This window comes from Rhodococcus sp. 06-462-5 (genome assembly GCF_002258315.1).
In the GTDB taxonomy this organism is placed as follows: Bacteria; Actinomycetota; Actinomycetes; order Mycobacteriales; family Mycobacteriaceae; genus Rhodococcoides.
This window is the reverse complement of record NZ_NOYD01000014.1, coordinates 270,996-297,803: the sequence shown is the minus strand read 5'-3', so window position 1 is coordinate 297,803 and position 26,808 is coordinate 270,996. Positions and strand designations below refer to the sequence as shown.

Genomic DNA, 26,808 nt, shown 5'->3' with positions numbered 1-26,808 from the left:
GTCACCCCGAAAGGACCCTCCCCGTGTTACCTCCCGCGCTCCCCAGACTCCAGTCTCCCGAATGGGACGGTGCCGTGTGGATCGGTGACATCGACCTGGAGCAGGATTTTCCGGAGTTTCTCACCCTCGACGATTCCGACGGTTACCGTCGTGCCCGGCTGTTGATCCGCCGCGGACTGGACCCGCTCGGTTTCGTCGAACTCGATGTCGTCGACGGCGCGGTCGCGGCCGAAGACGCGCGACGGGCGGCGATGTCGCTCGCGCAGGTTCCGATGCCCGACGCTCTGCCCGACGCCGAACGCGCGTTGCCGCCGATCACCGTGGTGATCTGCACCCGCGACCGAGTGGACCATCTGAAGGGCGCGCTCGCCTCGGTGTTCGCTCTGGACTACCCCGACTTCGAGGTGGTCGTCGTCGACAACGCGTCCCCGACCGATGCCACGCAGCAGTACGTTCGCGGGCTGGGCGACCCCCGCGTCCGCGTCGTGTCCGAGCCGACGGCTGGACTGTCGAGGGCCAGGAACACGGGGTTGCGGGCGGCGCGACACGACATCGTCGCCTTCACCGACGACGACGTCGCCGTGGACGCAAGGTGGTTGCGGAGCATCGCGCGCGGCTTCGGGCGGGCCGATCGGGTGACGTGTGTGTCCGGCATCGTGCCGAGTGGGGAGATCAGAACTCAGGCGCAGGCGTACTTCGATCGCCGTGTCGGGTGGGCGAGTTCGGTGACGCCTCGGGTGTACGACCTGAAGAATCCACCGGCCGACGTGCCACTGTTTCCGTTCCAGGTCGGGATGTACGGAACCGGAGCCAATTTCGCGGTCGACCGCGGGCGGATGTTCGATCTGGGAGGCTTCGACGAGGCACTGGGAGTGGGATCTCCGACCAACGGCGGTGAGGACCTCGACATGTTCTTCCGGGTCTTGATGGCCGGCGACAAGCTGGTGTACGAGCCTGCGGCCATCGTGTGGCACCGTCACCGCGCCGATTCCGAGGCGTTGGCGGTGCAGGCGCGCGGGTACGGGCTCGGGCTCGGCGCGTGGCTGTACACGGTCGCGACCGACCGCAGATCGGCGACGCTGGCCGCCACGGTGGCCGTCCGCCGACTCGGCAGTGCGATTCGGTTGTCCGCCAAGATGAGCAAGGTGGCCTCCCCTCCCGACGATCTCGCTGCCGACCTGCCGGACGGCATCGGCCGGATGGAACTGCTGTCCATCGCCAAAGGTCCGGCGGCCATCCGGCGCAGCAGGCGCGAAGGTCGCGAGCGCACTCCTCTGGCGGGGGTGAGCCGTGAGCCAGTCCTCGACTGATTCCGGATACCGGTCCATCGCGGATCTGCGGCACAAGCTGTTCGTTCCGTCCGATTGGACCGTCGACTGGCCCGTCGGCACCTCCGACTCCGCTGCAGGCACGCGGCGGCGCGCGGGTAGCCGATTGCGCTACTCCGACATCAGCGTTCTCGCCGCACTGTCCGGTCTGGCCTCGATGATCGCGCTGCCGACGCTGGTTCGCGTCGCGCTTCTGACGGTTCTGCTGTTCTTCGGACCGGGTGCCGCGATTCTGTCGTGGGTGCGTATCCCGCGCACCGCGGTTCCTGCTGCCCTGCCGATTCTGAGCATCTCGGTGGTGACACTGATGGTGTCGGCGGCGATGTGGGGATACCGCTGGTCGCCCCGGATGTGGACGTTGTGGCTGTGTCTGGCCCTGATCGGGTCCTCGGTGCTCTGGTACCGCAAGCACGGCCGTCCCGACCTGCCGGTGTGGATCTCGCGGGCACGCGAGGTCGTCGCTCCGTCGTCGCGAACGTCGGCCCTCGCCTCCGTGCGATTCGTCCTGACCGACCGTGAGACGTTGCGACGCAACGTCGCCGCCCTGATTCTGGCGTTGGCGTTCTTTCTGTGGCTGCCGCTGTTGCCGGGTCTCGAGCGCGCGACGTACTCGCAGTTCGGACTGTTGACCGCCGGAACCGGCCCGGGACTGGTGCTGTGCATGGTTCTGATCATGGCGGGGTTCCTGATCGCGCTGCGGCGTCATCAGCTGCGCACCATGCTGGTCGCCATCGGCCTGGCCATCGTGGTGCAGCGATTCACCGTCACCCTCGTCACCTCCGCCCCGATCTACGACTGGACGTACAAGCACGTCGCCGTCACCGAGTTCGTGCTCGATCTCAACCGGCTGGCTCCGAGCGGCGTCGACATCTACAGCGAGTGGCCCAGCTTCTTCCTCGTCTCGGCCTGGTTCCAGCACGTCACCGGATACGACACGCTGGCTCTGGCGCACGTGTTCGCGCCGATGATCCACGTGGTGCTCGCAGCGGCCGTCTACGGACTCGCGCGGGTCATGAAGTTCGACAAACGCGCAGCGATCACGGCGGCGATGCTCGCCGAGGTCATCAACTGGGTGGGCCAGGACTACTACTCACCGCAGGCGTGGGCCGTACTGCTCGCCGTGGGCTTCCTGGCGCTGTTGATGTCCTCGACACTCACCAGGGCCGCGGCGTACGTGTCGATCATTCCGTTCGCGGCACTGGTCCCTACCCACCAGCTGACGCCGTACTGGCTGATGGCCGTCACCGGCGTACTGCTGGTGACGCGACGAGCCAAGCCGTGGTGGTTGATGATTCCGCTCGGCATCATCCTGCTGGGATACCTGTATCCGCGACTGCCGATCGTGGCACCGTACGGACTCTTCCAGGGGTTCGACCCCGTGCAGAACGCCGCCAGCAACGTCGAGGCGGAGGGCGTGCTCGGCAAACAGATCACGTCCCTGGTGTGCCGTGCACTGTCCGGTGGGGTGTTCGTGCTGGCATTCGTCTCGGCGATCTACGCCTGGCGTACCAAGAAGACGTTCTGGGCTCCGATGGTGATGGCATTCGGATCGATCATGCTGCTCGCCGGCCAGAGCTACGGCGGTGAGGCGATCTTCCGGGTGTACCTGTACGCGATACCCGGCTGCGTGCTGTTGATCACGCCACTGTTCCTGGCGCTGTTCGATCGCAAGCCTTCCCAGGATCGCCCGTCCCGGGCCCGCAGGCTCACCGCCCGGACCTCGGTTGCGGTCGCCACGGCAGGTGCCATCAGCTGTGCCGTGCTGGGCTTGCAGAGCTACTTCGGCCTGTGGCCGATCGTGCTCGAACATCGCGCACAGATCGACGACGCCCGAGCGGTGGCCGCGCAGTCGCCGTCCGGCACCTCGGTCACGATGCTGTACTCCTCGGGCTACCCGGCCCGGTCGACGTCGGACTACGGACGACTGACCGAGGCCAACGAATACTGGGACGTCCCGCTCTACGCGCTGGGCCCCGAGTACATGGAAGGCTTCCCCACGCCCGAGAAGCTCGGCCAGATCGACTACAACGCGTCGATCAGCGACACACCCACCTACATGGTTCTCACCCGTCAGTCGCTCGAGGCGATGCAGTACTACGGGTTCGTCGCCGACGATGCGGTCGCCCGTTTCCGGCAGTGGCTCGCCACCAATTCGGCGTGGTCGGTGCGGTACCAGGACGCCGACACGATCGTCTACCAGTACCGATCTCGTTGATTCGGTTCACAAACTATGACGTGAATCTCCAAACAATCTCCCAGTTGGTTTGTTTGTAGCTTGACAAACCCGCAGCTTCTTTTAAGCTTGCTTTCAGTCAAAGGAAACAGGTTCTTACGCTTCAGAACGAACGTCGGGACACTGTCTGTGGATGCGGCGGGGGTCGATTCACGGAGCTCGGAGACATCTGCCCATCGCACTCGACCCATGTGGAATGGATATGTTGAATCGTCAGAATCCCCGCGTCAGTGTCGTCATCCCGACGCTCAACGAGGCCGCGAACCTTCGTCACGTCCTCCCCCTGCTCTCTCACGACTACGAGCTCGTGCTGGTCGACGGTGGATCCGTCGACGGCACCATCGACGCGGCACGCGAGATTCGCGGTGACATTCGCATCATCAAGCAGACCCGCAAGGGCAAGGGCAATGCGCTCGCCTGCGGCTTCGAGGCCGCTACCGGCGACATCATCGTCATGTTCGACGCCGACGGTTCAGCCGACGCTGCCGAGATCCCGCGCTTCGTCGACGCCTTGATCGCCGGTGCCGACTTCGCCAAGGGCAGCCGGTTCTGCGAGGGTGGCGGCAGCCACGACATCACGCCGCTGCGTCGCGCCGGCAACGGTGGCCTGCATCTCGTGGCCAACACGCTCTTCGGAACTCGCTTCTCCGATCTCTGCTACGGCTACAACGCCTTCTGGCGCGATCTGGTGCCGGTCCTCGACCTGCCCGTCGTCGATCAGCCGGGTGCCGAGGGCATGATGCTCTGGGGCGACGGTTTCGAGATCGAGACCATCATCAACTGCCGCTTCGCCGAGGCGTCCGTGCGCATCGAGGAAGTGCCGAGCGTCGAGCTGGCCCGCATCTACGGCCAGAGCAATCTGCGCACGTTCTCGGACGGTTTCCGGGTGCTGCGCACCCTGATGACCGAGCGCATGCGTGCCCGCAGGATCAAGCGCAAGTCCATCGTTCGCCCGCTGCGAGAGTCGATCGACGCCCGTACCGACATGGACCTCGAGTTCGAGGCACTGGAGTCGTACAACGAGGTTCTCGAACTCCGCGAGAAGACGGCGTGAGTCTGCCGACTTCCTCGGTAGTCATCTGCGCATACACGTTGGCTCGATGGTCCGAACTCCGGGCCGCCGTGACGGCCGTCCTCGATCAGGACGTGCCTGCCGACGAACTGATCATCGTCATCGATCACAATGCGCAACTGGCCGAACGCGCACGCGACGAGTTCTCGCCGCTGCACCGGACCGTGAACGTGGTGGAGAACAACCACCCTCGCGGCCTGTCCGGAGCGCGAAACACCTCGCTCGATATTGCGACCGGTGAGATCGTCGTCTTCCTGGACGACGACGCTTCACCGCGCACCACGGAATGGCTCGGAGCCATTCTGTCCCATTACTCGGACGATGCCGTGTACGCCGTTGGGGGCTCTGCATACCCGGTATGGCCGGACAAACGTCCGGCCTTCTTACCGGCCGAGGTAGTGGGTGAACCCGGCGAACTCGATTGGGTCGTCGGGTGCACCTACCGCGGGCAGCCAACGGAAACCGCTCAGGTCCGCAATCTCATGGGCGCGAACATGTCGTTCCGCCGTGAGACCGTCGTCGCACTCGGCGGATTCGTCTCCGGCATCGGCCGGATCGGACGTGTCCCCCTCGGCTGCGAGGAGACGGAATTGTGCATCCGTCTACGCCAGACGTATCCGGACGCGCAGATCGTGTTCGATCCTTCGATCGTCGTCGATCACACGGTCAGTGCCGACCGCACTCGTCCGCGCTACCTGATCACGCGCAGCTACGCCGAGGGCGTGTCCAAGGCCGCCATCGCCCGGTTGATCGGGGCCGAGGACGCATTGTCCTCCGAGCGGGCCTACACCGCCAAGATCCTGCCTCGTGCGGTCGGCCGAGAGACCAGCGCCGCTGCGCGCGGCAACCCGGCACGCGCGTGGGGTGCGATGGCCGTGGTGGCAAGTGTCGGTGCAGCCGGAATCGGCTATGCCCGAGGTAAACTCAGCACGAGCCGCTAGCGGCACGTGCACGGCTTGGGCCATGGACTGAATTCGTAGTCCACTACGAATTTCTGCTCACGACCCAGGCTGCTCACGACCTCGGTGCCACCGAGGCCCGCTCCACCGAGTTCAGTGCTCGAACGTGGCCGCGCGGCGCGGCTGGCCCTCGGCTCACGAGAGTCAGCGTACGAGGTTCGTTCGGTGCCAGGTGGAACCACGAGTCCGACACCTCGAATCCGTCGATGTCGACGCAGACGTACTGTGCCGGCCAGTCGGACCGGACTGTCAGTTCCCAGTTCCCCGAAATCGTTTCGACGACACCGGCGACCAATCCCACCGTGTTCTGACGGCTCTGCGCGCCGACGAGTGCGGTGGTTCGTGTCACCTCCACGCCGTCGTCGTCCAGGAACAGGACTGTGACGGCGGAGTAGGTTCGACTGCCGAAGCGGTAGGCATGGTTCACGTCGGTGAAGGTGCCGACGATGGAATCCACCGTCAGTGCAATGGATCCGTTCGCCGGGGCGTTCACCGTGCGTTCGAACTCGTGACTGCCGCGAGCGGCGTGCAACACCACCCGGATACTGCCCGAGCGCGCCGGTCCGTCGTTGACCAGTTCCACCCAATAGCCGTCGAGTCCGTTGTCGGACAACAGCAGTGCCACCGGGGCGCTTGCCCGCGCCAACGCGTAGAAGGGCGCCTTGGGTACACCGGCGGTATCGACGATGCCCCAGCCTGCGCCGGGTACGGTGTCTCGTAGCGTCAACACGAGGGCTCCGCCGCACCCCGAGGATGCGCGACGCCAGTGGCCGAACGCTTCGGTGAACGCTTCGACGATCGCGGCCCGACCGTAATCGAGGTACAGCTCTGCGTCGTCCCGGCGGATCAGGTGTGGGTCGACGCCGAAGATCGCGCGTACGTAGTGATCTCGCACGTCCTCGAAATCCCAGGACGAGCCACGGTCACGTGGGACGGCGGCCTTCCAGTCCGGGTGATGCCCGGCGACGGCGGCGGCCCCGAAGAATTTCTCCACCTGCGCCTGTTCCGGGGGGACAGCGAAGGCCAGGCACTCTGCCGCGAAACGCACTCCGGCAGTACGGATGTCGGACAGTGGCCGGAGGTATCCACCCACCCCGAAGTAGTGCGCGATGCCGTCGCCCACATGCGTGTGCAACTCGCCCCGAGCACTGGACGGGCTCGATGTCACATAAGTCACCGCGGGCAGTCGATCTGCCAGAAATTCGGGAATCATGCTGTCCAGCATCACCATTCGCTGATCGTCGGCTGCGAGACCCAACATCGTGGGTTGCTGCTGAGTCTCGCTTCCGCCGCTGACGACCACCAGGGCAGGGTTGGCCGAGACGGTCTCGGCGAACGCGTCGAGCTCGCGGGTGACCGCCGCGGTGTAGGTGTCGTCGGTGGGCGGGTCGATGGTGCCGAACATGACGTCCTGCCACACCATGATGCCCAGTTCTGCACACAGAGACCAGAATTCGGGCTGCTCGTACACCAGGGTGCCGACGACGCGCACCATGTTCAGGCCCGCCGATCGGAGCCCCTCGAGTGCCTCCCGTAGATCGGGCTCCGGCGACCACAACCGCACCGGGTCCAGCGGGGTCCACGTTCCTCCGCGGCAGAAGACGGTCTGGCCGTTGACCACGAGTTGCGCGCCGCCCGCCGCGCGATCCAGTTCCACCGTTCGGAAGCCGACGACGCCCATGGGATGCACGATGCCGTCGATCTCGAGCGCGACGCGATACGTTCGCGGTCGGCCGTGTGTGTGGGGCCACCAGAGTTCGACGTCGGGTAGCGTCACCGACCGTTCGATGCGCTCGACGGTTCCGAGCTCGAAGACGTTGTCGTCGATGATGATTCGAGCCACCCGTGGAGCATCCAGGTCGGCGCGCAGTGTGACGATGCCGTCCGTACCCGATACCGCAGTCGACAGGTCGACGCGACGTACGTCGGGGATCACCGTCATCGACACCGGGCGCCATAGTCCGACGGGTACCGGAAGGGGCCCGTACACGGGTGCTCGTCCGAGCATCGTCGTCCGCTCGTGCCTGAGCCCCTGTGCGGCGATCAGCGACGATCGCCACCGACCTCGTGGGCGTCGAGTCTTCAGATGTGCCGTCAGCGATTCGACGTGGACGGCGATGGTGACGGCGTCACCGCAGTCCGTCAGTTCGAGAGTCTCGGGAACGAACATCGACGTCACGGTTCTGCGATGGACGCCATCGATCCAGATCTGGGCACGGGTGGCGATGCCGCCGAATCCAACTCGCACCCGGCGATGGTCACCGGTGGACACATCGGCGACGAACCACCAGTCGTGATCGTCCGGATTCACCGCGAGCGAGTCTCCGAGCGCGGTGGCGACCGTGCCCGGCACCACCGCGTCGATCCAGTCGAGATCGCCGCGGAGGTCGCCGGGGTCGAGTACGGAACCGGCGTCGGTGCGGGCCAACCGCCACCGAGCGCCGTCGAGCAGATCGATCACGTGCTCAATGCACCTGCAACGATGTCCATGGCCGCCGTCCAGTTCTTGCTCATCTCGATCAGCGGCTCGTCGAGCACCACATCCCGGCCACGTGCGGCGCGCGCCATCCGGAACTGGACGGCCTTGGCACCGGAGGCGGCGTCGAGGAAATGCGGAGCGGCCGCGGCGGCACCCGTCACGCCTCTGCCCTCGAGGTACTGCACGTAGTTGGCAGCGAGTTCTGCGGTGGCGCCGAATTGCCGGAGCAGGCCGAACGACCACAGATGGAAGGCGTCGGGTCCCGCGGTCTGCACGAGCGGGATGTCGGCGACGATGCGGCGGGCCAGCGCATCTACCGGGTTGCCCGGAGCACGGCGGGCCAGGTGTGCGCGAGCGACATCGAGGTCACGGCCGTCGAAACCGGCGTCGAGAACCGTGGAGTCCACTCTGATCTGCTCGACGTACGGCAGCAGCACTTCGGCGTGCGGTTCCGGTGCGAGATTGAAGATCCCGTCGAAATCGGCCCCGGTGAGCTCGAAGTAGCCGCGATTGTGGAAGTACCCCATTACCTTTCCGTCGCGATCGACGAGGTTGGGCACGATGGTGGTCTTGGTGTGCTGATTGCGGTAGCTGGTCCCCGCGGTGTCGGGCAGCCAGAAGCCGTCGACCTCCACGGTGACGTGGATGCCGTCTTCCAGGCCTTCGACGACGTGCTCGAGCACAGGACGCCACACGTTCATCTCGGCGACGCCGATGCCGTACAGGGTGCGCAGGTCCTCGGGCGCGATCTTCACGAAGTCCCACTGTCGCCCGTCGCAGCCGGCGCTCAGCACGAAGGCGAGAGCAGGAGTGGGATCTGCACCGAACGAGTGCAGAACTTCGATCCACAGGTCGACGTAGCAGTTGGTTTCGGTCCAGATGCGGTCGTGGTTGTGTATCGGGTGCGGTCGGTAACTGATGGGGTCGAGTTCGAGGACTCGTAGGCTGGTCCCGAGCCTGTCCAGCACTGCATCGTTCGACATGAAGCCTCTCCTACCGGATCGAATGTCGGACGGTCCCCGAGCCGCATTTGTCCGTATTGCCTGTATCCAGGCCCCTAATCCTAACGAATCGGTTTGTTCTTCGCATTCGATCGGACGGTAGGATTGTTTTTGCCCGGACGAACTACTTGCGGGACCACCACCTCGACAGCAGCGATACCTGCCCCCGATAACGGGGGCAATCGCAGAGCGAGCAGTCGGTTCCGCGCCGGTAATGCTGGTGCGCAGCTTGTTCGTGATGGCACTTGCACAATGGCTCTGAGCTGGGCACATGCCGAGTGTAGACAACACCTGACACATCCATGCCCAACTGGGGCACGCAATAGGAGGCACAAGCGCGATGCGCCGTTTCGCATCCAGCGCAGCGCTGGTCATCGGCTGGGCTCTGCTCGCAGCCGCATTCGGAATGTTCCTCGTTCGCCAGGTAGGTGTGACGGAGATCACGTTTGTAGCTTTAGTCGTCGGGGCTCCGTACCTCGGCATCGTCTCGATCGTCGCCGTGCTGCTGTTCGCCGCAGCGCACTCGCGCATCGGATCGGCCGTCGCAGTTCTGGTCACCATCGCGGTGGTCGGGGTTCAGGTGCCGATGTTCCTCGCCGACGGCCCGGACAACACCGGCCCGGAACTGTCGGTCCTGACGATCAACGTTGCGCACGGCGACGCCGACGCCGCGTCCATCGTCGACGCGGTGCGCAGCAACGACGTCGACATTCTCGCGGTCCAGGAACTGACCCCGGAGGAAGTGACCGATCTACAGGACGCGGGCATCGACGACCTACTGCCCTTCTCCTTCACCGCTGCGCTCCCGGTGGCCGATGGCACCGGGCTGTGGAGCCGCACCCCGCTGACCGACGGCACACGCCTCGACAACTTCGGATTCGTACCGGTCCAGGCGAAAACCACCGTCGACGGGCAGGATCTGACCGTCGTCTCGTTCCACGCGATGTCTCCGGCCACACCGCGCCACACCACCGAATGGGCAGCCGACCTGGCCAGGATGCGGTCGATCATGGAGACCTACCAGGGCACTGTGCTGGTAGCGGGCGATTTCAACGCCACCAACGACCACCGGCAGTTCCGCACGTTGGCATCGTCCCCGTTCTCCGACGCGGCCGACGGGGCAGGCGCGGGCCTGTTCCGCACGTTCCCGTCGGAGCGTCCGCTCGCGCGTCTGGACCATGTGGTGACGAGTGAGAACGTTCGTGCTCGGTCGGTCGAGCCCTTGGCGATCCCGGAGAGCGATCACCTGGCGGTTCTCGCGGAGTTGCAGCTGCCCTGAACCGGGCGTCCGTCGACGCCTGCTAGAAGCGTGGCAACTCGATCACCGGTGCGGGCGGAAGCTGGATCTGCGGCAACTGGATCTGCGGCAGGCCGGGAATCAGTGGCGCTGGGGCCGGCGCAGGAGCAGGCGCGGCGGGCGGGACGTATTCCGGCTCGGAATACGTTCGGGCCGGGGCCTGAGCTGCCTCGGTGGTCGGCGGCACAGTGGTAGTGGGTGCTGCGGTGGTGGTGGGCGGCGCGCTCGTCCTCGGCGTCGTGGGCTCTGCAGTGACAGGTGCGCTCGTCTCGGCCGGTGCACTCGTCGGTTCCGTGGAACTACCGCCGTACCCGAGGGACAACCCGAGGGCAGCGATCGCAACGAGGCCACCTCCGACGAGCACGGCGCCGCGCACCTTGCGCTTGGAGTCGGCGGGCTTGTCGGCAGCGGGCTCGGGGCTCAACCAGTCCGGAGCCCCGGTCAACGATGCGGGATCGGACGGAGACTGCCGAACGCCCGGCTGCGGGCTCGGTTGACGAGGTGCATCGGCCACCGGAGTCGCCAGCAGCGCGGCGCCGCGTGCGGCCACCGATTCCGGGTTCGCCGGGGTCACGACGGGCAGGCCGATCCACGCGCTGAGAATCGATTCCACCAGCGGAATACGTGCTCCACCGCCGATGAGGAAGAGAGCGTCGACGTGCTTGGGTGAACGACCGATCACGTCACGCACCAACCGCGCCGAGTACTCGATGGGGACGGTCACCAGAGACTCGAACGCCTCGCGCGAGATCAGGATCACGCCGCCGTCACCGGGAAGACATACCGCGCCGCTGGTCGACAGCTGTTCCTTGGCCACGCGGCACCGCGCGGTGAACTCGCTCAGTTCCTGGTTGTCGGCAATGTCGACGCCCTGTTTGGCGAGCTGATTGTCGGAAATGAGCCGATCGAAATCGTCACCGCTGATGTCGATGGTGCGCTCGGCGAGCAGCACCTGCCCGGTACCGCGGTCGATCACACTGATCGTCAATCCTGAGCTGCCGAGATCGTAGAGAGCGATGGTGCCGAAGTGTCCCAGCTCGCCCGACGCCTCGAGGTACTGCAACGCTGCTCGCGCCTCGGGAACCAGTCGGTAGTTGTAGAGCCGCTGACTCGCCATCGCCTGCTGGATCTCGCCGAACTGCTGCTGGTCTCGATACGCAACGCCTGTCGCTTGCACCGGTCCACCGTCGCCCGGCTGCGAAAGCACGACGCCGATCGATTCGGCGGCCAGTTCCTCCGCGCGGTCCCAGTAGGCGTCGACGGTGTCGTGGTGGAAGTCGAGGCGACCCGAATCCTGAGGGCGTGCGTCGGGACGAGCCATGCGCACGGCACTGGCCCCCACCGACACACCGAGAACTTCGGTCATTACCTGCCTTCGGTCGACTTCCCCGTGAACACACGCCGAGACTGGATGTCACGAACGAGTCTCGATCCCCCTGCCAATGGCTCACTGTAGCGCGTCCCGCGGTGCACAGTGCAGGAGCCGACCACAGCACTACAGTTGCGGGCATGCGCGTTCTGTTCGTCTGCACCGGGAACATCTGCCGATCGCCCACAGCCGAGCGACTCGCGGCCGCATTCGCGCTCGAGGGCGGGTTCGAGCTGACCGCGAGCAGCGCCGGAACGCAGGGCTTGACCGGACACGCCATGGACCCGACGGCTGCGACGGTGCTGACGCAGCTCGGCGGCGACCCGGACGGTTTCGTTGCCCGACGCCTCACGCCCGCGATCGCTGCCGACGCCGACCTCGTTCTGACGATGACGGCGGCGCATCGCGACGCCGTCCTGGCACTTGCACCGCGGCAGATGCGTCGCACCTTCACGCTGCTCGAGGCGGCCGGTCTCGCCGCCGCGTCGGGCGCGCACTCCGTTGCGACCCTGGCCGACGCACGGGCGGTGCACCGTGTCGACACCCTCGACATCGGCGATCCGTATCGGCGCGAGCACTCGGTCTACGAGCAGGCCGGGGAGTTGATCGCGGAGACTCTCCCCCATGTTCTGCGGTTGTCGACGCAGTGACCGTCCACCTCTCACCGCGCCGCTCGCTGAGGTAACGTTCTCGCATCATTGCCGACCATCCGGGTCCGGCCACGGCGTTAGGGTCTGTGCATGCGCGACAAGGTCATCGCGTCGGCAGCAGTGGCGAGCGCCGGACTGGCAGTCGCAGTGGGCTTGACCATCGGCGCTCTCGGTGGCGCGTTCGACGACTCGAGCCAGACCGTTCGTCCGCCCGCTCTGAAGTCGGACAGCCTGAGTTCGGTCGAGTCGACGCCGACCTCGACGATCGTCATCGTCCCGCCGTCGCCCACGTGGCAGGTCGCGGTACCCACTACTGCTCGCCCCACGACGACGACTCCGGATCGGCCCGAGTCCACGACGCGAAGCCCTCGCCGAACCCCGTCCTCGGACCGCACGACCACCACCACCTCGGAGGACGAGTCGGACGAGGAAAGCAGCACAACGGAAACCGAATCCGACGCCGGTCCCTAGGCCCCGGCCGGGTGTCGTCAGGCGGGCTTCGTCAGCGCCGTGTTGTCACCGATTCGCAACGCGGCCACAAGTTCTCGGTAGAGCGAGTCGGTGTTCATGAGCTCGGAGTGCGTGCCCCTGGCGCGAACCACTCCGTCCTCCATCACGAGGATCGTGTCGGCGTCGAGCACGGTGGACAACCTGTGCGCGATGGTCACCACAGCCGAGTCGGCCGCGATCGATCGGATCACCTCGTGGATTGCCGCCTCGGTGCGGCCGTCGACCTGAGCGGTTGCCTCGTCGAGCAGGAGAATTTCCGGACGACGAACGATGGCCCTGGCCAACGCAATTCGTTGACGCTGCCCACCGGAGACGGTCGATCCGATCAGGTCGGTGTCCAGCCCTTCGTCGAGCGCGCGGATCGCCGAGTCCAGATGCACCGACTCGAGCGCCGCCCAGATGTCGGCCTCGCTGGCCTCGGGATGGCTGAACAGTAGGTTCTCGCGGATCGAGCCGGGAAGCACCGGTGTCTCCTGCTCCACGTAGGACAGCCGGGCTCGTACTTCGTCGATGGTCAGCTCGTCGTACGGGGTTCCGCCGAGCCTGATCTCGCCGGCCTCGGGCGTCAGGAAGCGCAGGATCAACGAGAAGACGCTGGTCTTGCCCGCGCCCGACGGGCCGACGATCGCGGTGTGTCCGCGCGCGGGCACCGCGAGGTCCATTCCGCGTACGGCCGGCTCCCTACCTGGCGCGTATCGTGCTGTGACGCTCCGGAATTCGAGAGCCGGAGCGGGCGCTCGAGTCTTCTCCGACCGCACGGAGCCTGTCTCACCCGTTTCGGTGACCAGGTCGTCGATCTGGCGAATGCGGGCAGCCGCGGCCATTCCGGCCTGCAGTGCGGTGATGTTCGTGGCCAGTGTGGACACCGGGCCCATCACCTGGAATGCGTACAGCAGAAACGCGATCAGGCTGGACACGGCCAATGCCCCGGTACTGACGCGATAGCCGCCGAGACCGAGGATTCCGATGATCGCCAACTGCACTCCGCCTCCGGCGAACGTCCACGCCAATGCGGAGATCTTGACCGCTCTGACACTGTGCTGGGCGGAGATTCGCGCCTCGGAGATGACTCGCTCCGATTCGCGGGCCTCGGCCCTGCTGGACTTGACGGTACGGATGGCCCGCAGCGTGCCGTCGAGAATTCCGCCGAGGCGGCCCACCGCTTCCTGGGATTGCCGCTGCGCGACGGCGATCGGAGGCATCAGGCGTGCGAACAGAACTGCGATCGCAATGATGGCCGCGGCGATCGCGCCGAGCAGTACCAGATCCAGCACGGCCATGAGTATCAGTGCGCCGACGAGGCCGACCACACTGTTGACGATGGCCACCAACGCATTCGACGTGGCCTCGCGCAGCAGAACGGTGTCGGAGGTGACCCGGGTGACGAGTTCTCCGGTGGGCCTAGTGCCCAGACTTCCCACGGTGGCACCGAAGTACTTGCGCACGATGGATTTACGGGCGTCGAGGACCACGCGTTCGGCCAGGACCCCCAGCACGATCCATTGCAGATACAGAACAAGCGAGCCCACCACGAGCAGACCGACCAGAATCAGCACCGGCTGGATCAGGGATGCGTCGGTGCCGAGGCCGTCGAGCACTCCTTTGGCGACCATCGGTGTCGCCAGAGCGGCTCCGGTGCCGATGAGACCGAGGGTCAGGCCCAGCGACAGGGTCCGACGGTGCGGCCGGACGAACTGCCAGAGCACGCGCAGGTTCGGAACCGTTATCTTCTTCTTCTCGGCTGTAGCGATCTGCACGTCGACCATGGCACCAGTGTGCCGGATAGGACGGTCGGTCTAGCTCGCGTCCCAGATCATGTGCACGGTCGTACCGTTCTGGTCCGAGGTGACGGCTGCACTGTCGGCCAGCGCTCGCATCAGCGGCACACCGCGCCCGCGGTTGGGATCGGAGTTGTGCGATGCCCAGTCCCCGCGATCGGTCACCTTCACTTCTATCCGCCCCTCCGCCGCGCGCGAGACCCGAATGTCGAGTGTCCCGCGATCGGTGTGGTCTCGATACGCGTGCTCGACGCTGTTCGCTATCGCCTCGTACGTGGCCAACACCACGTCGTACGCACGATCGGGGTCGACGCCCACCTTGCCCAACCAGTCACCGAGCTCACGACGAAGCTCCGACGCTCGATCCGCATCAGCAGGTTCGCCGGTGAACAGCAGTTCTTCCATTCGCGCACCTGCCGTCGAGATCGAACTGTCGGTACGTGAGTCGTCACCTCCGAAGAGAGTCGCCATCATGAATCCCGTCTACCCAAAAGTTCAGGATCTACCCGCATGAATTGCAACGAATGCTTCGTCGACCGTTGCATAGATTCCGAACACCTCGTCCAAACCGACGAGAGTGAGGGGACGACCGGTGGCCGGACCATCCGCGACCACCGCAAACCCGGCCTCGCCGCCGAGTTGCTGATGCGTCGACGCCAACAGAGACATGCCCGCGGAGGCGAGAAATCCCACATCACTGAGGTCGATCACCACCGCCGTCGGCGATTTCTCCAGCACGAGAGCAACCGACTCGGACAGATCAGGAGCAGTCACCAGATCCAGTTCGCCGGATACAGCCAGAACGACGTCCTGATCACGCCATTCCACAATCACGTCGAAGTGTTGGGGCCCGAGGCCCGCGTCTTCCGCAGTCACACGCCGACTTTACCCCGGCTCACCCCGGCCGACTTTCTTCCACTCAGCCGAGTGGCCCGACTCCCGTTAGGCTCGCTTCGGTGATCGAGGGACAGCATTGACGTGAACCGTTGCGGATCTCGCCGTCGTTCGGTCGGCGAATATGTTGCCGTCACGGTCGGCGGCGCAGTCGGTGCGGCGTTGCGGTACGAGGTCTGGACGTGGCGAGCATCGCCGAGGTGGCTGCTGGTGAGCACGTTCGGAGTCAACGTGTTCGGATGTCTCGTCGTGGGTGCCGCGTTGGGGTATCTGTGGGGTCGGCAGGCTCCGGTTGCCCGGGCAGGAGTGTTCGGACTGGCGTGCGGCTTCACCACCTTCGGCCTGTACGCATTCCACGCCGTGACGCATCGCGGTGCCTGGAATTCGGTTGTCTATCTGCTGGCCACACCGGTGGTGGCGCTCGTCGCGATGGCTGTCGGTGCGGCGATCACCAAACCGGGAAGCACTCGATGACGACAATGCTTCTGGTGGCCGCCGGAGGCGGGCTCGCTGCGCTCGGGCAGTTCGTGTTCGCGCACGCGATCAGGTCTCGGCGACGGTTGTCCGCGCTCAATCTGGTGGCGTGCGCGGCGTTGGGATTGGTGTTCGCGCTCGATCCACCGGACCGGTTTCGTTCGCTCGTGGGTATCGGATTTCTGGCCTCGGTGGCTCCGATGGCCACGGTGGCGCTGGCCACGCTTCGGCTCACTCGGAACCAGCAGTATCGCAGCGCTGCAACGTTCTTCGCTGCGAATGTGGTGGGCGGTATCGCCGCGGTGATGTTCGGCTTCCTGGCGTGGAAGTCCGGCATCACGCTCTATCACAAGATTTTCTGACTCGGATCCGTCAGTCGCTCGTCGAGTCCTCGCACGGCCCCTGCACTCCGGCCTTGACGAATCCGGCGATCTGATAGAGGTAGGTGAATTCCCATTCGACGAGGGAGAAGTCGTAGGAGCGTGGCGTCGGACGCATGGTGACCGTGCCGTCGAAGCACTGATCGAAGATGTAGCGGGCGCGCGGTAGGTGGTAGCGCCAGGTGACGACGATGACGTGGTTCCAGCCGCGTTCGCGGGCCAGTTCCTGGGTGAAGATGGCCTCTCCGCGTGTGGTGGAGGGCACCGGCGGAATACACAGCACCTCGAACTTCTGTGAGGATGTCGCGCACGCCTTCTTCATGGTCGAGTCGCTGGATCCGTAGGGATCGGAGAGCACCACCGTCTTCGCCAGACCCTGCTCGGCGAGCGAGATTCCGTAGGCCTCGCGGCCGTCGTGTTCACCGCCCAGCACCACGATGGCGTCGGCCGTGGTCAGCGGATCGACGCGAGCCTTGGTGAACGCGACGTAACCGCCGATACCGATCGCGGTCACCAGGACAACAGGGATCGCGAAGGCGAGAAACAGCAACAAGCGTCCGCGGAACACCTCACCAGGTTAGGGAAGGTGTACCGCGGGCGCGCGGTCAGAGACTCGGATCACTCACTCGGCTGCGGCACGGTGACGTTGCAGTCGGTGACCTCGGGGTTGATGCCGAAGTAGTTGAGCGGTCCAGCAACGACAGTGAGGGCGATGGTGCCCGCTCCGCCGCAGTTCTCGGGTGCGCTCTCGAAATATCCGCGCTGGTACGACGCGAATGCGCCGACTATCAGCCAGACCAGAACGATCAGTGTCACGAATCTCATGGTGCCCCCTTAGGCGGTCAGCCGCCGTTCGGCTGTCGGGAGCCAGGTATGTCCGATTGTCGCAGTCTTCAAACCGCTACTGGTCGTTCTGCCTGGACAGGGTCTGCGAGAGATAATCGCTCAGTGCCTGTTCCTGGACGCGGTCGAGGGCGCGGGCCAGCTCTGCTTGTGCCGATTTCATCGCCAGGGCGCGCATCTTCTCGAACATCTCGGTCGTCTCGGCCACCTCCCCCGACTTGGGGAGCCAGCCGGGACCGTGTTGGCTGATCAGGTGGTCGGTCACGCTGCCCACCATCGACTCGGCGATGGCGTTCATCTTCGAGGCGGTTCGCTCGTGTTGGTCGAGCAGTTGTTCCAGGGTGAAGCCGTACTGGCTCAGATCGACGAACACCTCGAGGAGGGTGGGGTCGAGAATCTCGCATTGGTCACCGTCGATTCTGATCAGCTTCGCTTCGATCAGTCGCGTGACGATGACGTCGTTGTCCTCGCCCAGGAATTGGGCGATCAGGTCGACGGGAATGACCGTGGTCTCGGCGGACGACCACTTGCGCGTCACGATTTCCTGCAGGCCCAGGATTTCTTCGAGGTCCTTGCCCTGCTCCCAGCCCGAGAGGAAATCCGCGATGTGCGCCGAGGTGAAACCCCGCTGGAGCAGCGAGTCGATCACCTTCAACCGAGTCAGATGGTCATCGCCGTAGATGCCGACGCGGCCGCGGAGAGTGGGTGGCGGGAGCAGCCCGCGTTCCTGGTACGCCCGCACATTGCGGGTGGTCGTCTTGGCCTCTCGGGCCAAGTCGTCGATTCGATACTCCACCGAGCTCCCTACCTCCGCCGCGCGTCGACCCACAGGATATACACCGATCACGCGACGAAAGAGGGAGCCGGGTCGCACATGCCGCCACACGGGATGCGCGCTCTCGTTGTTCAGGAGTGCGCGACGGCCGGGGCGGGCGCGAGGTCGACACCTCGCGGGATGGTGGTGTAGTCGCCCTGCTCGACGCGTCGGAGTTGGTTGACGTACTGCGTGGCGAACCCGGGGAACATGGTGGCGTTGAAGCCGTCTTCGGTGAGATACCAACTGCTGCAACCGGAATTCCATGTGGTCTTGCCGAGCTTGCGCTGCAGTTCCGCGTTGTAGGCGTCCTGCACGTCCTGCCGAACGTCGCAGCTGTGCAGATCGCCGTCGAGCACCAGGGAGATCGCCTCGACTATGTAGTCGATCTGAGCCTCCATGTAGACCAGTGCAGAGCTGTGGCCGGGACCGGAGTTCGGGCCGAAGGTGAAGTACATGTTCGGGTAGCCGGACACGGCAATGCTCTTGTACGCCTTGGCCCCTGCGCTCCACTCGTCGGCCAGCACTCGCCCCTCACGGCCGGTGATCGGAATGGGGGTACCGGTGTTGGAGACGTCGAATCCGGTGGCGAACACGATGGCGTCGAACTGATGCTCGATGCCTTCGACGGTGCGAATTCCCTTGGGTGAGAGCGTCGCGATCGGCCAGGTCACCAGCGTGCAGTTCGGCTTCTGCAGCGCTGGGTAGTAGTCGCTCGTCATCAGCAGCCTCTTGCACCCGGCCCGGAACCGAGGTGTCAGTTGCCGCCTCAGCCAGGGATCGCGAACCTGAGAACGCAGATGTGCGCGACCGACGAGTTCGACGATGCGAGTCAGTGGGGTTTTCCAGACGACACCGAGTGCGACGGACTCGTGTCCCCAGAACCACAGCGAACGTGCCAACGTCTGAGCCTGGGGGTATCGCGCGTACCGACGCTTGGTGCCGCCTCGCGTCTTTCGGTTCACTCTCGGCAGCGTCCAGCCCGGCGTGCGCTGGAAGACCTTGACCGTATCGGCTGTTTTCACCAGTTCGGGCACGATTTGCACCGCACTCGCTCCGGTGCCGACCACGGCGACCTTCTTGCCGGCGAAGTCGTAGTCGTGATCCCACCGAGCACTGTGGATCTTGCGCCCCTCGTAGGTGTCGATTCCCCGAATGTTCGGCAGGCTCGCGTTGGCGAGTGGCCCCGACGCCATCACCACTGCGCGCGCCCGCACATCGGCGTGCCCGTCGACACTCACGTGCCAATGCCCGGCTGCCTCGTTCCAGATGATGTCGACGACGTTGTGCCCGAATCGAATACGCGACTCGATATCGAACTCGTCCACCATCGTGTGAATGTAGTCGAGGATCTCGCCGCTACCGGAGTAGGTGTGCGACCAGTTCGGATTGGGCGCGAAGCTGTACGAGTACAACCGGGACGGGATGTCGCAGGCTGCACCCGGATAGGTGTTGTCGCGCCAGGTTCCACCGACCGCGCTGCCGCGTTCGAGGATGACGAAATCCTCGACTCCACTGTTGCGCAGTCGGATCGCAGTGCCGATTCCGGCGAATCCTGCACCGACGATCACCGCATCGAGTACGCCGTCACGCACATCGAATTCGTTCATGCGACGGGCTCGTACGTCAGTTCCTTGGCCCAGGTCGGCTCGGAATTGAGTGTCTTGCTCGGGTAGCGGCGAGTGAGCTTCACCAGTCCGTCCGCCAGGACGTGATAGGGGTGCTTGCGGTTGATGACGATGCTGCCGTGCCACTGCACGATTCGGTACATCGGCACGCGCAGCGCCTCTGGGCTGCGCTCGCCGACACTCTTGAACCGCTTCATCGCGGTGTACAGCCGCTCTTCGTCGACGCCCATCTCGACGATGTTGTCGCGCATCTTGTTCAGCAGCGGAATGTAGCGAAGGGTCCCGACGATGAGGGCCGGGTTCATCCACGCACCGACGGTGTCGACCAGAATCTTGCGCATCCGCGAATGTCCGAGCAGTTCGATCACGGCGAAATCGACTGCCAGGTGCCGTGACTCGTCGGAGTTGATCTTCTTGAACACTGCCTGACACACCGGATCGTCGATCTCGTCCATGATGAACTTCACGAGTGCGCCGTCCAGCGCCACCTCGAGCATCGGTATGACGGTTCCCAGCACGGCCAGCGACAGCCCGTCGGAATGCTTGTCGAGCCAGTCGATCACGAGCTTGACGTTGATGTTGGGCTCGGGCATCTCGTCACCGTCGAGCATGCCCCAGCGACGCATGAGAGCGAGCTCGGCGTTGGCGTGCTTCTGCTCTTCCGCGTGGAAGTAACGGTAGATCTCGGCCAGCGTCTCGGTCGGGGCCTTGAGGGCCATCGCCGCGAAGCCCCGAGCTCCCACGTTCTCGATCCACATCAGATCGGACATGAAGGGCTTGAGCTTGGCGTGCAGTTCGGGGCTGATCGTCTCGGCACCCGGTCCGTCCCAGTCGATATCGGCCAGAGCCCATTGACGGTCCTTGATCTTGGTCAGCATGTCGTCGAAATCCATTGCCATGTCAGGCTCCTGAGTTTGTGGAAGTGAGGGATTCGGTCTTCGCCGGCTCCTGCTCGGCGGGCATCACACGATTGAGCAACCCGAGAAAACGCACGTACACCGCGGGCAGCAGTCTCTTGAATCGCCAGACGGCTTTGGCGTCGAACTGGGGCACCACGTAGAGCCGACCTCGGTCGAATGCGTCGAGGGTTCGGATCGCGATCTTGTCGGGCGAACGTCCGGTCCAGCGCATCGCGAACTCGGCCAGCCGCGACGAACTCGACGTGATTCGGCCGTCGAGCGCCACGTTGGTCTTGACGAACGTCGGGCACAGGACCGACACGTGCACGCCGGTACCCGACAGCTCCGCAGCCATCGTTTCCGACAGCGACATCACCGCGGCCTTACCCACGTTGTAGGGCCCCATCAGCGGTGCGGCGGCGAAGCCTGCGGCCGAGGCTACGTTGATGATCCCGCCCTCGCCTGCGGCACGCAGTCCGGGGGTGAACACCTCGCAGCCGTGGATCACGCCCCACAGGTTGATCCCCAGGGCCCAGTTCCAGTCCTCGAAACCGATGTCTCCGACCGGCTTTCCGCCGATCCCGACTCCGGCGTTGTTGATCACCACAGTCGTCGGTCCGTCGAATTCGACGGCGGCCCGAAGCGCGAGCTCCTCGACGTTCTCCCGAATCGACACATCGCACTCGACGGCGTATCCCTCGGCACCGAGTGCGTCGATCATGGCGACCGTCTCCTGCGCTCTGGGCAGGGAGATGTCGGCGCACATCACGACGCCTCCGCGGCGGGCCAGTTCGAGTGCGAAGGCGCGGCCGATGCCGCTACCTGCGCCCGTCACCACTGCCCTCGATCCGTACGACGGTCTATCGGTCTTCGATCTCATCGGGTCACCTGTTCCTTCGAGTCATGGTGCGTGTCAGCGGTATCGAGCGTCTGCGCGATGAATGCCGATGCGTGCGCGAGGGCACGGTCGGCCTCGGGCACCAGCCGGGGCAGGGCCTGGAACACGTGCATCTGATCGGGCCAGATTTCGAGTTCGCTGCTGCCGCCGGCCTTGTCGATCATCGAGTGCAGGTGCCGTGCATCGGCGCGCAGCATCTCGGCTCCACCCACCTGGATCAACGTGGGTGGCAGGTCACGCACGTGGGCGAGGTCGAGCCGCAGCCGCGGAAGGTCGGACGCGTTGCCGTCGGTGTAGAGCTTTACGAGTGCTCGCGCCGATGCCGCAGAGATCATCGGGTCCTTGCGGATTCGCTCGGTCTGCGCCGAGAGCTCGAAGTCGAGGTCGATCAACGGCGAGAACAGCACCACTGCACCCGGCTGCGGCGTGCCGGTTCGGTCGTTCTCGATGATCAGGTCGGCGGCGAGGTGGCCACCCGCCGAGTCGCCCGCGATGACGATGTTCCGTGCGCAGTACCCCTGCTCGAGGAGCAGGCGGTAGGCCGATTCGATGTCGTCGGCCGCTGCAGGGAACGGGTGTTCCGGTGCCAGTCGATAGTCGACCGTGAACACCGGCAGCCCGGTGCACCTGGACAACCTCGCGGTCAGCCCACGATGCGTGCGGGCCGAGCAGATGACGTACGCGCTTCCGTGAACGTAGAGAATCACGCGCTCTCCCGGTGTCACACCGGCTGCGCGGACCCATTCGCCGCGGACACAGCCGTCTGCAACGAGGTCCACGGACGTTCCCCTCGGAACGGGACCGAAAAGGTTCATCGACGTGGCGACGATGCGTCGGGAGAACCGAATACCGCGCCGGTCGGTCGGCAGGACACTGGTCAGCGGTCGCAGGGACCACCGAGTGACGAAGGCAGCCGCGCGCGCTCGCGGTGACCCCACGGCTGAAACGCCGGTGGGTAGGAAGGTGCGATCCGTGGTTGAACTCACGACGTCACCTTCACTCTCTATTCGCCATTTGTCAATGGCCTATTAAATAGTGGCGAAGTGTGCAACAGTGACGGCAGACCCATTTCGAGCCCTGAGGAGCAGCTGGTGACGACGTTCGGAAGCCGACCACCGGCAGACCTCGCAGCGCGCGAAGACGACACCGCGACCAGGATCGTCGCACTCGAGATCGACCGGGTCGTGCACGAAACCGAGGACGCGATCTCGCTGACGTTCACCGTTCCCGAACATCTGGCCACGCAGTTCTCCTACGAAGCAGGGCAGTTCCTCACCCTCGAGATCCCCTGTTCGGACGAGGGGTCCGTGGCGCGCTGCTACTCGTTCTCGAGCTCCCCGGTCCGCCACGACCAGCCGACCGTGACCGTCAAACGGATCCCGAACGGTCTCGCGTCGCAGTGGCTGCACGAGAACGCGATTCGAGGGATGCGTCTGAATGCGCTGGCACCGTCCGGTATGTTCGGCCCCCAGAGTTGGGACTGCGACTTCGTGCTGATGGCCGCGGGCAGCGGCATCACCCCCATTCTGTCGATCATCGAGACCGCCCTCCTCCGCCACGGCAACCGGATGACCCTCGTCTACGCGAACCAGGACCGCGAGTCGGTGATCTTCGCGGAACAGTTGGCGCAGTTGCAGTCTCGGTTCCCCGATCGACTCGAGGTGCACCACTGGTACACCTCGGATTCGGGACTCCCCACCGCTGCCGGTCTGGCAGCGACAGGAGTCGTCGTCGCCGACGACTGCGAGGTCTTTCTCTGCGGTCCGCCGCCGTTCATGAACGTCGCGGAAGAATGGCTCGAAGGCGCCGGTGTGACTGTTCGTCGTACCCACCGCGAAGTGTTCGCGTCTTTCGAGTCGAATCCGTTTCGACACGTCGAATCGCCGGTCACGTCCGGATCGGAGGCGGACTCCGTCACCGCCGAGGTCGAGATCGACGGAGTGGCAACCGAATTCGAGTGGAATGCCGACACCAAGCTACTCGACCGCCTGCTCGAGCTCGGCCTCGACCCGCCGTACGTCTGCCGTGAAGGGACCTGCGGCGGCTGCGCGTACACCCTCACCGAGGGCACCGTGACCATGCTCGCCAACGAGACTCTCGACGACTACGAACTCGGGCACGGGGTCCGCTTGGCGTGCCAGTCGGTGTCCGCTGCCGAGCCGATTCGTGCGGTGTTCGACCGCTGATGCCAGCGGAGGGCGCTCAGCCCTCGAGGGTCAACGGGTGAGGTTCCGACGCGAATCGTGCAGCGGAGCCTCCCGAGCGCGCTATGCCCGCGATACCGCCCCACACCATCATGGTCAGGTAGTCGACGAGTTCTTCGACCGACATCGTCCGGTCGTACATCCACCAGTGTGACGCCAGTCGAACCGCACCGATCATCGCGAAGGCCATGGGCATCGAGCCGACCGTGGAGAACTCTCGCTCGGCAAATGTGTCGTCGATGACGCCGGCCAGCAACTCTGCGATCAGTCCCTCCGCGGCGGTGATGACGTCGTGATCGCCCGAGACGGCGTTGTTGTTGTGAACGTAGATGTAAATATCGGGATCGGTGGCGACAGTCGTGACGTAGGCGGAAATCACTGCGCGGGTGAGGTGGTACTCGTCGAGGTAGTCGGACATCGCGTCCCGCATCCGAGGCACCAGCGCCGTCTCGACGTATCGAGCCATCGCGGCGTCCGCCAGGCCCTTCTTGTCGGCGAAGTGCTTGTAGAGGACGGTTTTCGAGACACCGTTCGCCGAGGCGATCTCGTCCATGCCGATGTCGTGGCCGTGCCGACGAATCGCGGCCAGAGTGCAGTCGAGCAGTTCCTGACGCCGGGCGATCCGGTGATCGTGCCACCGGTGGCTTCGCCCGTCGACCTTCTCCGGAGCGCTCACGCCGACTGCGAGACCGTTCGTGATCCCCGCAGCAGAATGGACGCCACCCGCTCCGGATCGTCCGTCATCGGCACGTGCCCGAGCCCCGGATATGTCGTCACCTCTGCCTGCGGAAAGGTCCGACGCACCAGCGGTGCCTGATACACCGGCAGCACCCAGTCGCGACGACCCCATGCGACGGTGACCGGGACGGACTCGTCGACCGGAGTGCTGAAGCGCGGCACAGCGTTTCCGGCCGCGTCGATTGCTCGATTGGTGGTGATGCTCAGCGCGTCGATCGTGGCGGTTGCCGCGGGAACTCGCCACGGCTTGGCGTAGAACACGCCGTTTGCCACAGTACGTCCGACGACCGAACGCATGACCGTGGGCGCGATCGGACCGATGACTCGCGACGCGGCCCGCAGCAACCGAAAGACGAGCAGCGCCCGCGTCTGATCCCAGTGTCCGCGAAAGAAACCGGCCGGCGACAGGGCGGTCGCGGACGCCACCGACCCGCGGGCGGCGAGTTCGAGCGCGAAGTAGCCGCCCAGAGAGTTGCCTGCCACGTGCGGCTTCTCGCCGTCCACCGAGATCTGCTCGAGGAATCGTTCGAGTTCGACGACGATCCATGGACCGAGATCGAATTCCTCGGTGGGCAGCTCGGGCGAATCACCGTGTCCGGGCAGGTCCACGGTCACCACTCGCCGATGGCGCGCCAGTGCGTCGACGACGCTGTCCCACGCGTGCTGCCGGTGCACGATGCCGTGGATGAGCACCAACGTCGGCCCCTCTCCGCGGATCGTGTGCGCGAGAGCCCGGCCATCGATATCGAAAGTCACTGCAGTTCCACTCTCTGTCGTCTACGCGGTGACCGCGTCTGTTGCCTCGCGTTCCGCCGCCCGGGTAGGCACGGTTCGACCGAACCTCATCGATTCCGTCAGGTCGTCGAATCGTGCGTCGATTCTGTCCAGAATGTAGTTCTGGCGCACCGACCACGGGCGCTCGGTCCCCGATTTGGGTAGTTCGTTCAGGGACCGCGTGACGTAACCGGAGGCGAGATCGACCACCGGGCGAGATCCCACGGACTTGCCCTGCCGGTCCGGGACGGCATGCGTATAGCCGTGAGACCGCATGTACACCAACAATTTCGCCACTGCCTGGGCTGTCATGTCGGCTTTGAGCGTCCACGATGCATTGGTGTACCCGATGCACCAGGCGACGTTGGGCACGTCTTCGAGCATGTGGCCCTTGTAGACGAACTTGTCGCTCGCCTGGAACGGCTTTCCGTCCAACGACAGTTCGATTCCGCCGAAGGCCTGGAGCTGCAACCCCGTTGCGGTGACGATGATGTCGGCGGGGATCGTCTCGCCCGATTCCACTCGAATACCGTCGGTGGTAACCTCGGCGACCCGGTCGGTCACCACGGTTGCGCGACCGGAGCGAATGGCCTTGAAGAGATCGCCGTCCGGCACGACGCACAGGCGCTGGTCCCATGGGGCGTAGGTGGGATCGAAGTGCTTGTCGACGTCGTATCCTCGCGGCAGTTGGGCTTTCGTCATCGCGCGAAAGACCTTGCGGGCCGCGTTCGGTGCGCGGCGGCAGAGCTGGTAGGAACCGACCATCAACAGGGCGTTGCGCCAACGCAATGCGCTGTGGGCGAGAGTGTCCGGAAGTAGGCGCTTGGTGATCGTGGTGAACGGATCGGTCATCGGCAGCGAAGCTATGTAGGTCGGTGAACGCTGGAGCATCGTCACCGACTCGGCGTCGACCGCAAGCGAGGGCACCAATGTGATTGCGGTTGCTCCACTTCCGATCACGACGACCTTCTTGCCGGAGTGATCGAGGTCCGCCGGCCACTGCTGCGGATGCACGACCCGTCCGGCGAAGTCCTTGAGCCCGGGGAGGTCGGGGGTGTATCCACCGGAATAGTCGAAGTAGCCGGTGCACAGAAACACGAATCGACTGCGGTACGTCGTGGGAACACCGTTCGTCAGGGCGTCGACCGTCCACAGGTCCGTCGACGAGTCCCAGTTCGCTGCCGTGACCATGGTCGAGAAGCGCGTGCGCTCGTCGATGCCGTTGGCGTAGGCGGTATCGACGATGTAATTGCGGATGTCCTCGCCGTGAGCGAGAAGGGTGTCGCCCTGCCACGGCGTGTGCGGGAACGCGAACGTGAAGATGTCACTGTCGGAGCGAATACCGGGGTACCGGAACAGATCCCAGGTACCGCCTGCTCGCTCGCGCCCTTCGAGGATTGTGTAGCTCAGTTCCGGTGCCATCTGCTGCAGGCGATATGCCGCTCCGATGCCCGATATACCGGCGCCGATGATGAGAACGTCCTGGAAGTTGTCGGCAGAACCGTCGATCTCGGGCCACTGGGCCTGACTTTTCTTCACGTCGCACCTCTGCTGTGTTGCCGAACTCCATCGGGGTTCGCGCCTTC

General features: G+C 65.0%; 26 protein-coding genes. 10 read left to right on the top strand and 16 right to left on the bottom strand.

All coding sequences use genetic code 11. The features are described 5' to 3' along the window. Nucleotides 1-23 precede the first annotated feature (23 nt). From CH251_RS11240 to CH251_RS11225, 4 genes are all read left to right on the top strand, one after another. Nucleotides 24-1,310 (top strand): glycosyltransferase family 2 protein, encoded by a 1,287-nt coding sequence (locus CH251_RS11240; protein WP_094613280.1) that lies wholly within the window; start codon nucleotides 24-26, stop codon nucleotides 1,308-1,310. Beyond that, the gene (locus CH251_RS11235; protein WP_094613279.1) at nucleotides 1,291-3,543 is read left to right on the top strand and encodes a hypothetical protein; all 2,253 of its coding nucleotides are present in this window, start codon (nucleotides 1,291-1,293) and stop codon (nucleotides 3,541-3,543) included. The genes CH251_RS11240 and CH251_RS11235 overlap by 20 nt, the downstream gene beginning before the upstream one ends. 214 nt (nucleotides 3,544-3,757) lie before the next feature. Then, the gene (locus tag CH251_RS11230) at nucleotides 3,758-4,615 is read left to right on the top strand and encodes a glycosyltransferase family 2 protein (RefSeq protein WP_094613278.1); all 858 of its coding nucleotides are present in this window, start codon (nucleotides 3,758-3,760) and stop codon (nucleotides 4,613-4,615) included. Beyond that, nucleotides 4,612-5,574 carry a glycosyltransferase family 2 protein gene (locus CH251_RS11225; RefSeq protein WP_094613277.1) on the top strand — a complete coding sequence of 321 codons (963 nt, stop codon included), beginning with the start codon at nucleotides 4,612-4,614 and terminating at the stop codon, nucleotides 5,572-5,574. The genes CH251_RS11230 and CH251_RS11225 overlap by 4 nt, the downstream gene beginning before the upstream one ends. 73 nt (nucleotides 5,575-5,647) lie before the next feature. Here CH251_RS11225 and CH251_RS11220 read toward each other — a convergent pair whose 3' ends face one another. Continuing rightward, nucleotides 5,648-8,053 carry a glycoside hydrolase family 2 protein gene (locus CH251_RS11220; RefSeq protein ID WP_094613276.1) on the bottom strand — a complete coding sequence of 802 codons (2,406 nt, stop codon included), beginning with the start codon at nucleotides 8,051-8,053 and terminating at the stop codon, nucleotides 5,648-5,650. Beyond that, complete coding sequence (locus CH251_RS11215; protein WP_094613275.1) at nucleotides 8,050-9,054, bottom strand: DUF1839 family protein; 1,005 nt, start codon at nucleotides 9,052-9,054, stop codon at nucleotides 8,050-8,052. Before CH251_RS11215 ends, CH251_RS11220 begins: the two co-directional genes overlap by 4 nt. Before the next feature lie 358 nt (nucleotides 9,055-9,412). Here CH251_RS11215 and CH251_RS11210 point away from each other — a divergent pair, with 358 nt between their 5' ends. Continuing rightward, on the top strand, nucleotides 9,413-10,351 hold the full coding sequence (locus tag CH251_RS11210; RefSeq protein WP_094613274.1) for an endonuclease/exonuclease/phosphatase family protein: 939 nt from the start codon (nucleotides 9,413-9,415) through the stop codon (nucleotides 10,349-10,351). Between the two features lie 22 nt (nucleotides 10,352-10,373). On the opposite strand, the gene CH251_RS11205 is transcribed toward CH251_RS11210, so the two are convergent. Further along, nucleotides 10,374-11,735 (bottom strand): Hsp70 family protein, encoded by a 1,362-nt coding sequence (locus CH251_RS11205; RefSeq protein WP_094613273.1) that lies wholly within the window; start codon nucleotides 11,733-11,735, stop codon nucleotides 10,374-10,376. 143 nt (nucleotides 11,736-11,878) lie between these two features. On the opposite strand from CH251_RS11205, the gene CH251_RS11200 reads away from it, so the two are divergent. Together CH251_RS11200 and CH251_RS11195 are read left to right on the top strand one after the other, a co-directional pair. Next, nucleotides 11,879-12,388 (top strand): low molecular weight phosphatase family protein, encoded by a 510-nt coding sequence (locus tag CH251_RS11200; RefSeq protein WP_094613272.1) that lies wholly within the window; start codon nucleotides 11,879-11,881, stop codon nucleotides 12,386-12,388. Between the two features lie 90 nt (nucleotides 12,389-12,478). Beyond that, nucleotides 12,479-12,859: a hypothetical protein gene (locus tag CH251_RS11195; protein ID WP_094613271.1), complete on the top strand. Its 381-nt coding sequence runs from the start codon at nucleotides 12,479-12,481 to the stop codon at nucleotides 12,857-12,859. A 17-nt stretch (nucleotides 12,860-12,876) separates the two neighbouring features. On the opposite strand, the gene CH251_RS11190 is transcribed toward CH251_RS11195, so the two are convergent. From CH251_RS11190 to CH251_RS11180, 3 genes are read right to left on the bottom strand one after another with little or no spacing between them, the layout of a single operon-like run. Continuing rightward, complete coding sequence (locus CH251_RS11190) at nucleotides 12,877-14,664, bottom strand: ABC transporter ATP-binding protein (protein ID WP_094613270.1); 1,788 nt, start codon at nucleotides 14,662-14,664, stop codon at nucleotides 12,877-12,879. 30 nt (nucleotides 14,665-14,694) lie between these two features. Further along, nucleotides 14,695-15,150 (bottom strand): ATP-binding protein, encoded by a 456-nt coding sequence (locus CH251_RS11185; protein WP_094613269.1) that lies wholly within the window; start codon nucleotides 15,148-15,150, stop codon nucleotides 14,695-14,697. A 21-nt stretch (nucleotides 15,151-15,171) separates the two neighbouring features. Continuing rightward, on the bottom strand, nucleotides 15,172-15,552 hold the full coding sequence (locus tag CH251_RS11180; RefSeq protein ID WP_373454937.1) for an STAS domain-containing protein: 381 nt from the start codon (nucleotides 15,550-15,552) through the stop codon (nucleotides 15,172-15,174). Between the two features lie 102 nt (nucleotides 15,553-15,654). Here CH251_RS11180 and CH251_RS11175 point away from each other — a divergent pair, with 102 nt between their 5' ends. Both CH251_RS11175 and CH251_RS11170 read left to right on the top strand, forming a co-directional pair. Continuing rightward, nucleotides 15,655-16,044 carry a CrcB family protein gene (locus CH251_RS11175; protein WP_256978970.1) on the top strand — a complete coding sequence of 130 codons (390 nt, stop codon included), beginning with the start codon at nucleotides 15,655-15,657 and terminating at the stop codon, nucleotides 16,042-16,044. Then, on the top strand, nucleotides 16,041-16,406 hold the full coding sequence (locus CH251_RS11170; RefSeq protein ID WP_143537835.1) for a CrcB family protein: 366 nt from the start codon (nucleotides 16,041-16,043) through the stop codon (nucleotides 16,404-16,406). The genes CH251_RS11175 and CH251_RS11170 overlap by 4 nt, the downstream gene beginning before the upstream one ends. 10 nt (nucleotides 16,407-16,416) lie before the next feature. On the opposite strand, the gene CH251_RS11165 is transcribed toward CH251_RS11170, so the two are convergent. From CH251_RS11165 to CH251_RS11135, 7 genes are all read right to left on the bottom strand, one after another. Beyond that, nucleotides 16,417-16,992: a YdcF family protein gene (locus CH251_RS11165; protein ID WP_094613266.1), complete on the bottom strand. Its 576-nt coding sequence runs from the start codon at nucleotides 16,990-16,992 to the stop codon at nucleotides 16,417-16,419. A 50-nt stretch (nucleotides 16,993-17,042) separates the two neighbouring features. Next, a complete protein-coding gene (locus CH251_RS11160) occupies nucleotides 17,043-17,249 on the bottom strand; it encodes a hypothetical protein (RefSeq protein ID WP_094613265.1) in 207 nt (68 codons plus the stop codon). A gap of 76 nt (nucleotides 17,250-17,325) precedes the next feature. Then, nucleotides 17,326-18,063, bottom strand: coding sequence for a MerR family transcriptional regulator (locus CH251_RS11155; protein WP_094613264.1), 738 nt, complete (start codon nucleotides 18,061-18,063; stop codon nucleotides 17,326-17,328). A 110-nt stretch (nucleotides 18,064-18,173) separates the two neighbouring features. Further along, nucleotides 18,174-19,691 carry an NAD(P)/FAD-dependent oxidoreductase gene (locus CH251_RS11150; RefSeq protein ID WP_094613263.1) on the bottom strand — a complete coding sequence of 506 codons (1,518 nt, stop codon included), beginning with the start codon at nucleotides 19,689-19,691 and terminating at the stop codon, nucleotides 18,174-18,176. Continuing rightward, nucleotides 19,688-20,608 (bottom strand): reductase, encoded by a 921-nt coding sequence (locus tag CH251_RS11145; protein ID WP_094613262.1) that lies wholly within the window; start codon nucleotides 20,606-20,608, stop codon nucleotides 19,688-19,690. The genes CH251_RS11150 and CH251_RS11145 overlap by 4 nt, the downstream gene beginning before the upstream one ends. 1 nt (nucleotide 20,609) lies before the next feature. Continuing rightward, entirely contained in the window at nucleotides 20,610-21,488 is an 879-nt protein-coding gene (locus CH251_RS11140; RefSeq protein WP_094613261.1) for an SDR family NAD(P)-dependent oxidoreductase, read from the bottom strand. Continuing rightward, entirely contained in the window at nucleotides 21,485-22,492 is a 1,008-nt protein-coding gene (locus CH251_RS11135; protein ID WP_179273444.1) for an alpha/beta hydrolase, read from the bottom strand. The genes CH251_RS11140 and CH251_RS11135 overlap by 4 nt, the downstream gene beginning before the upstream one ends. Before the next feature lie 105 nt (nucleotides 22,493-22,597). Between CH251_RS11135 and CH251_RS11130 the strand changes: the two genes are divergently transcribed. Continuing rightward, nucleotides 22,598-23,692 carry a ferredoxin--NADP reductase gene (locus CH251_RS11130; protein WP_256978969.1) on the top strand — a complete coding sequence of 365 codons (1,095 nt, stop codon included), beginning with the start codon at nucleotides 22,598-22,600 and terminating at the stop codon, nucleotides 23,690-23,692. Between the two features lie 16 nt (nucleotides 23,693-23,708). On the opposite strand, the gene CH251_RS11125 is transcribed toward CH251_RS11130, so the two are convergent. From CH251_RS11125 to CH251_RS11115, 3 genes are read right to left on the bottom strand one after another with little or no spacing between them, the layout of a single operon-like run. Continuing rightward, on the bottom strand, nucleotides 23,709-24,386 hold the full coding sequence (locus CH251_RS11125; RefSeq protein ID WP_094613258.1) for a TetR/AcrR family transcriptional regulator: 678 nt from the start codon (nucleotides 24,384-24,386) through the stop codon (nucleotides 23,709-23,711). After that, nucleotides 24,383-25,204: an alpha/beta fold hydrolase gene (locus tag CH251_RS11120; RefSeq protein ID WP_094613257.1), complete on the bottom strand. Its 822-nt coding sequence runs from the start codon at nucleotides 25,202-25,204 to the stop codon at nucleotides 24,383-24,385. The genes CH251_RS11125 and CH251_RS11120 overlap by 4 nt, the downstream gene beginning before the upstream one ends. 21 nt (nucleotides 25,205-25,225) lie before the next feature. After that, on the bottom strand, nucleotides 25,226-26,761 hold the full coding sequence (locus tag CH251_RS11115) for an NAD(P)/FAD-dependent oxidoreductase (protein WP_256978968.1): 1,536 nt from the start codon (nucleotides 26,759-26,761) through the stop codon (nucleotides 25,226-25,228). Nucleotides 26,762-26,808 lie beyond the last annotated feature (47 nt).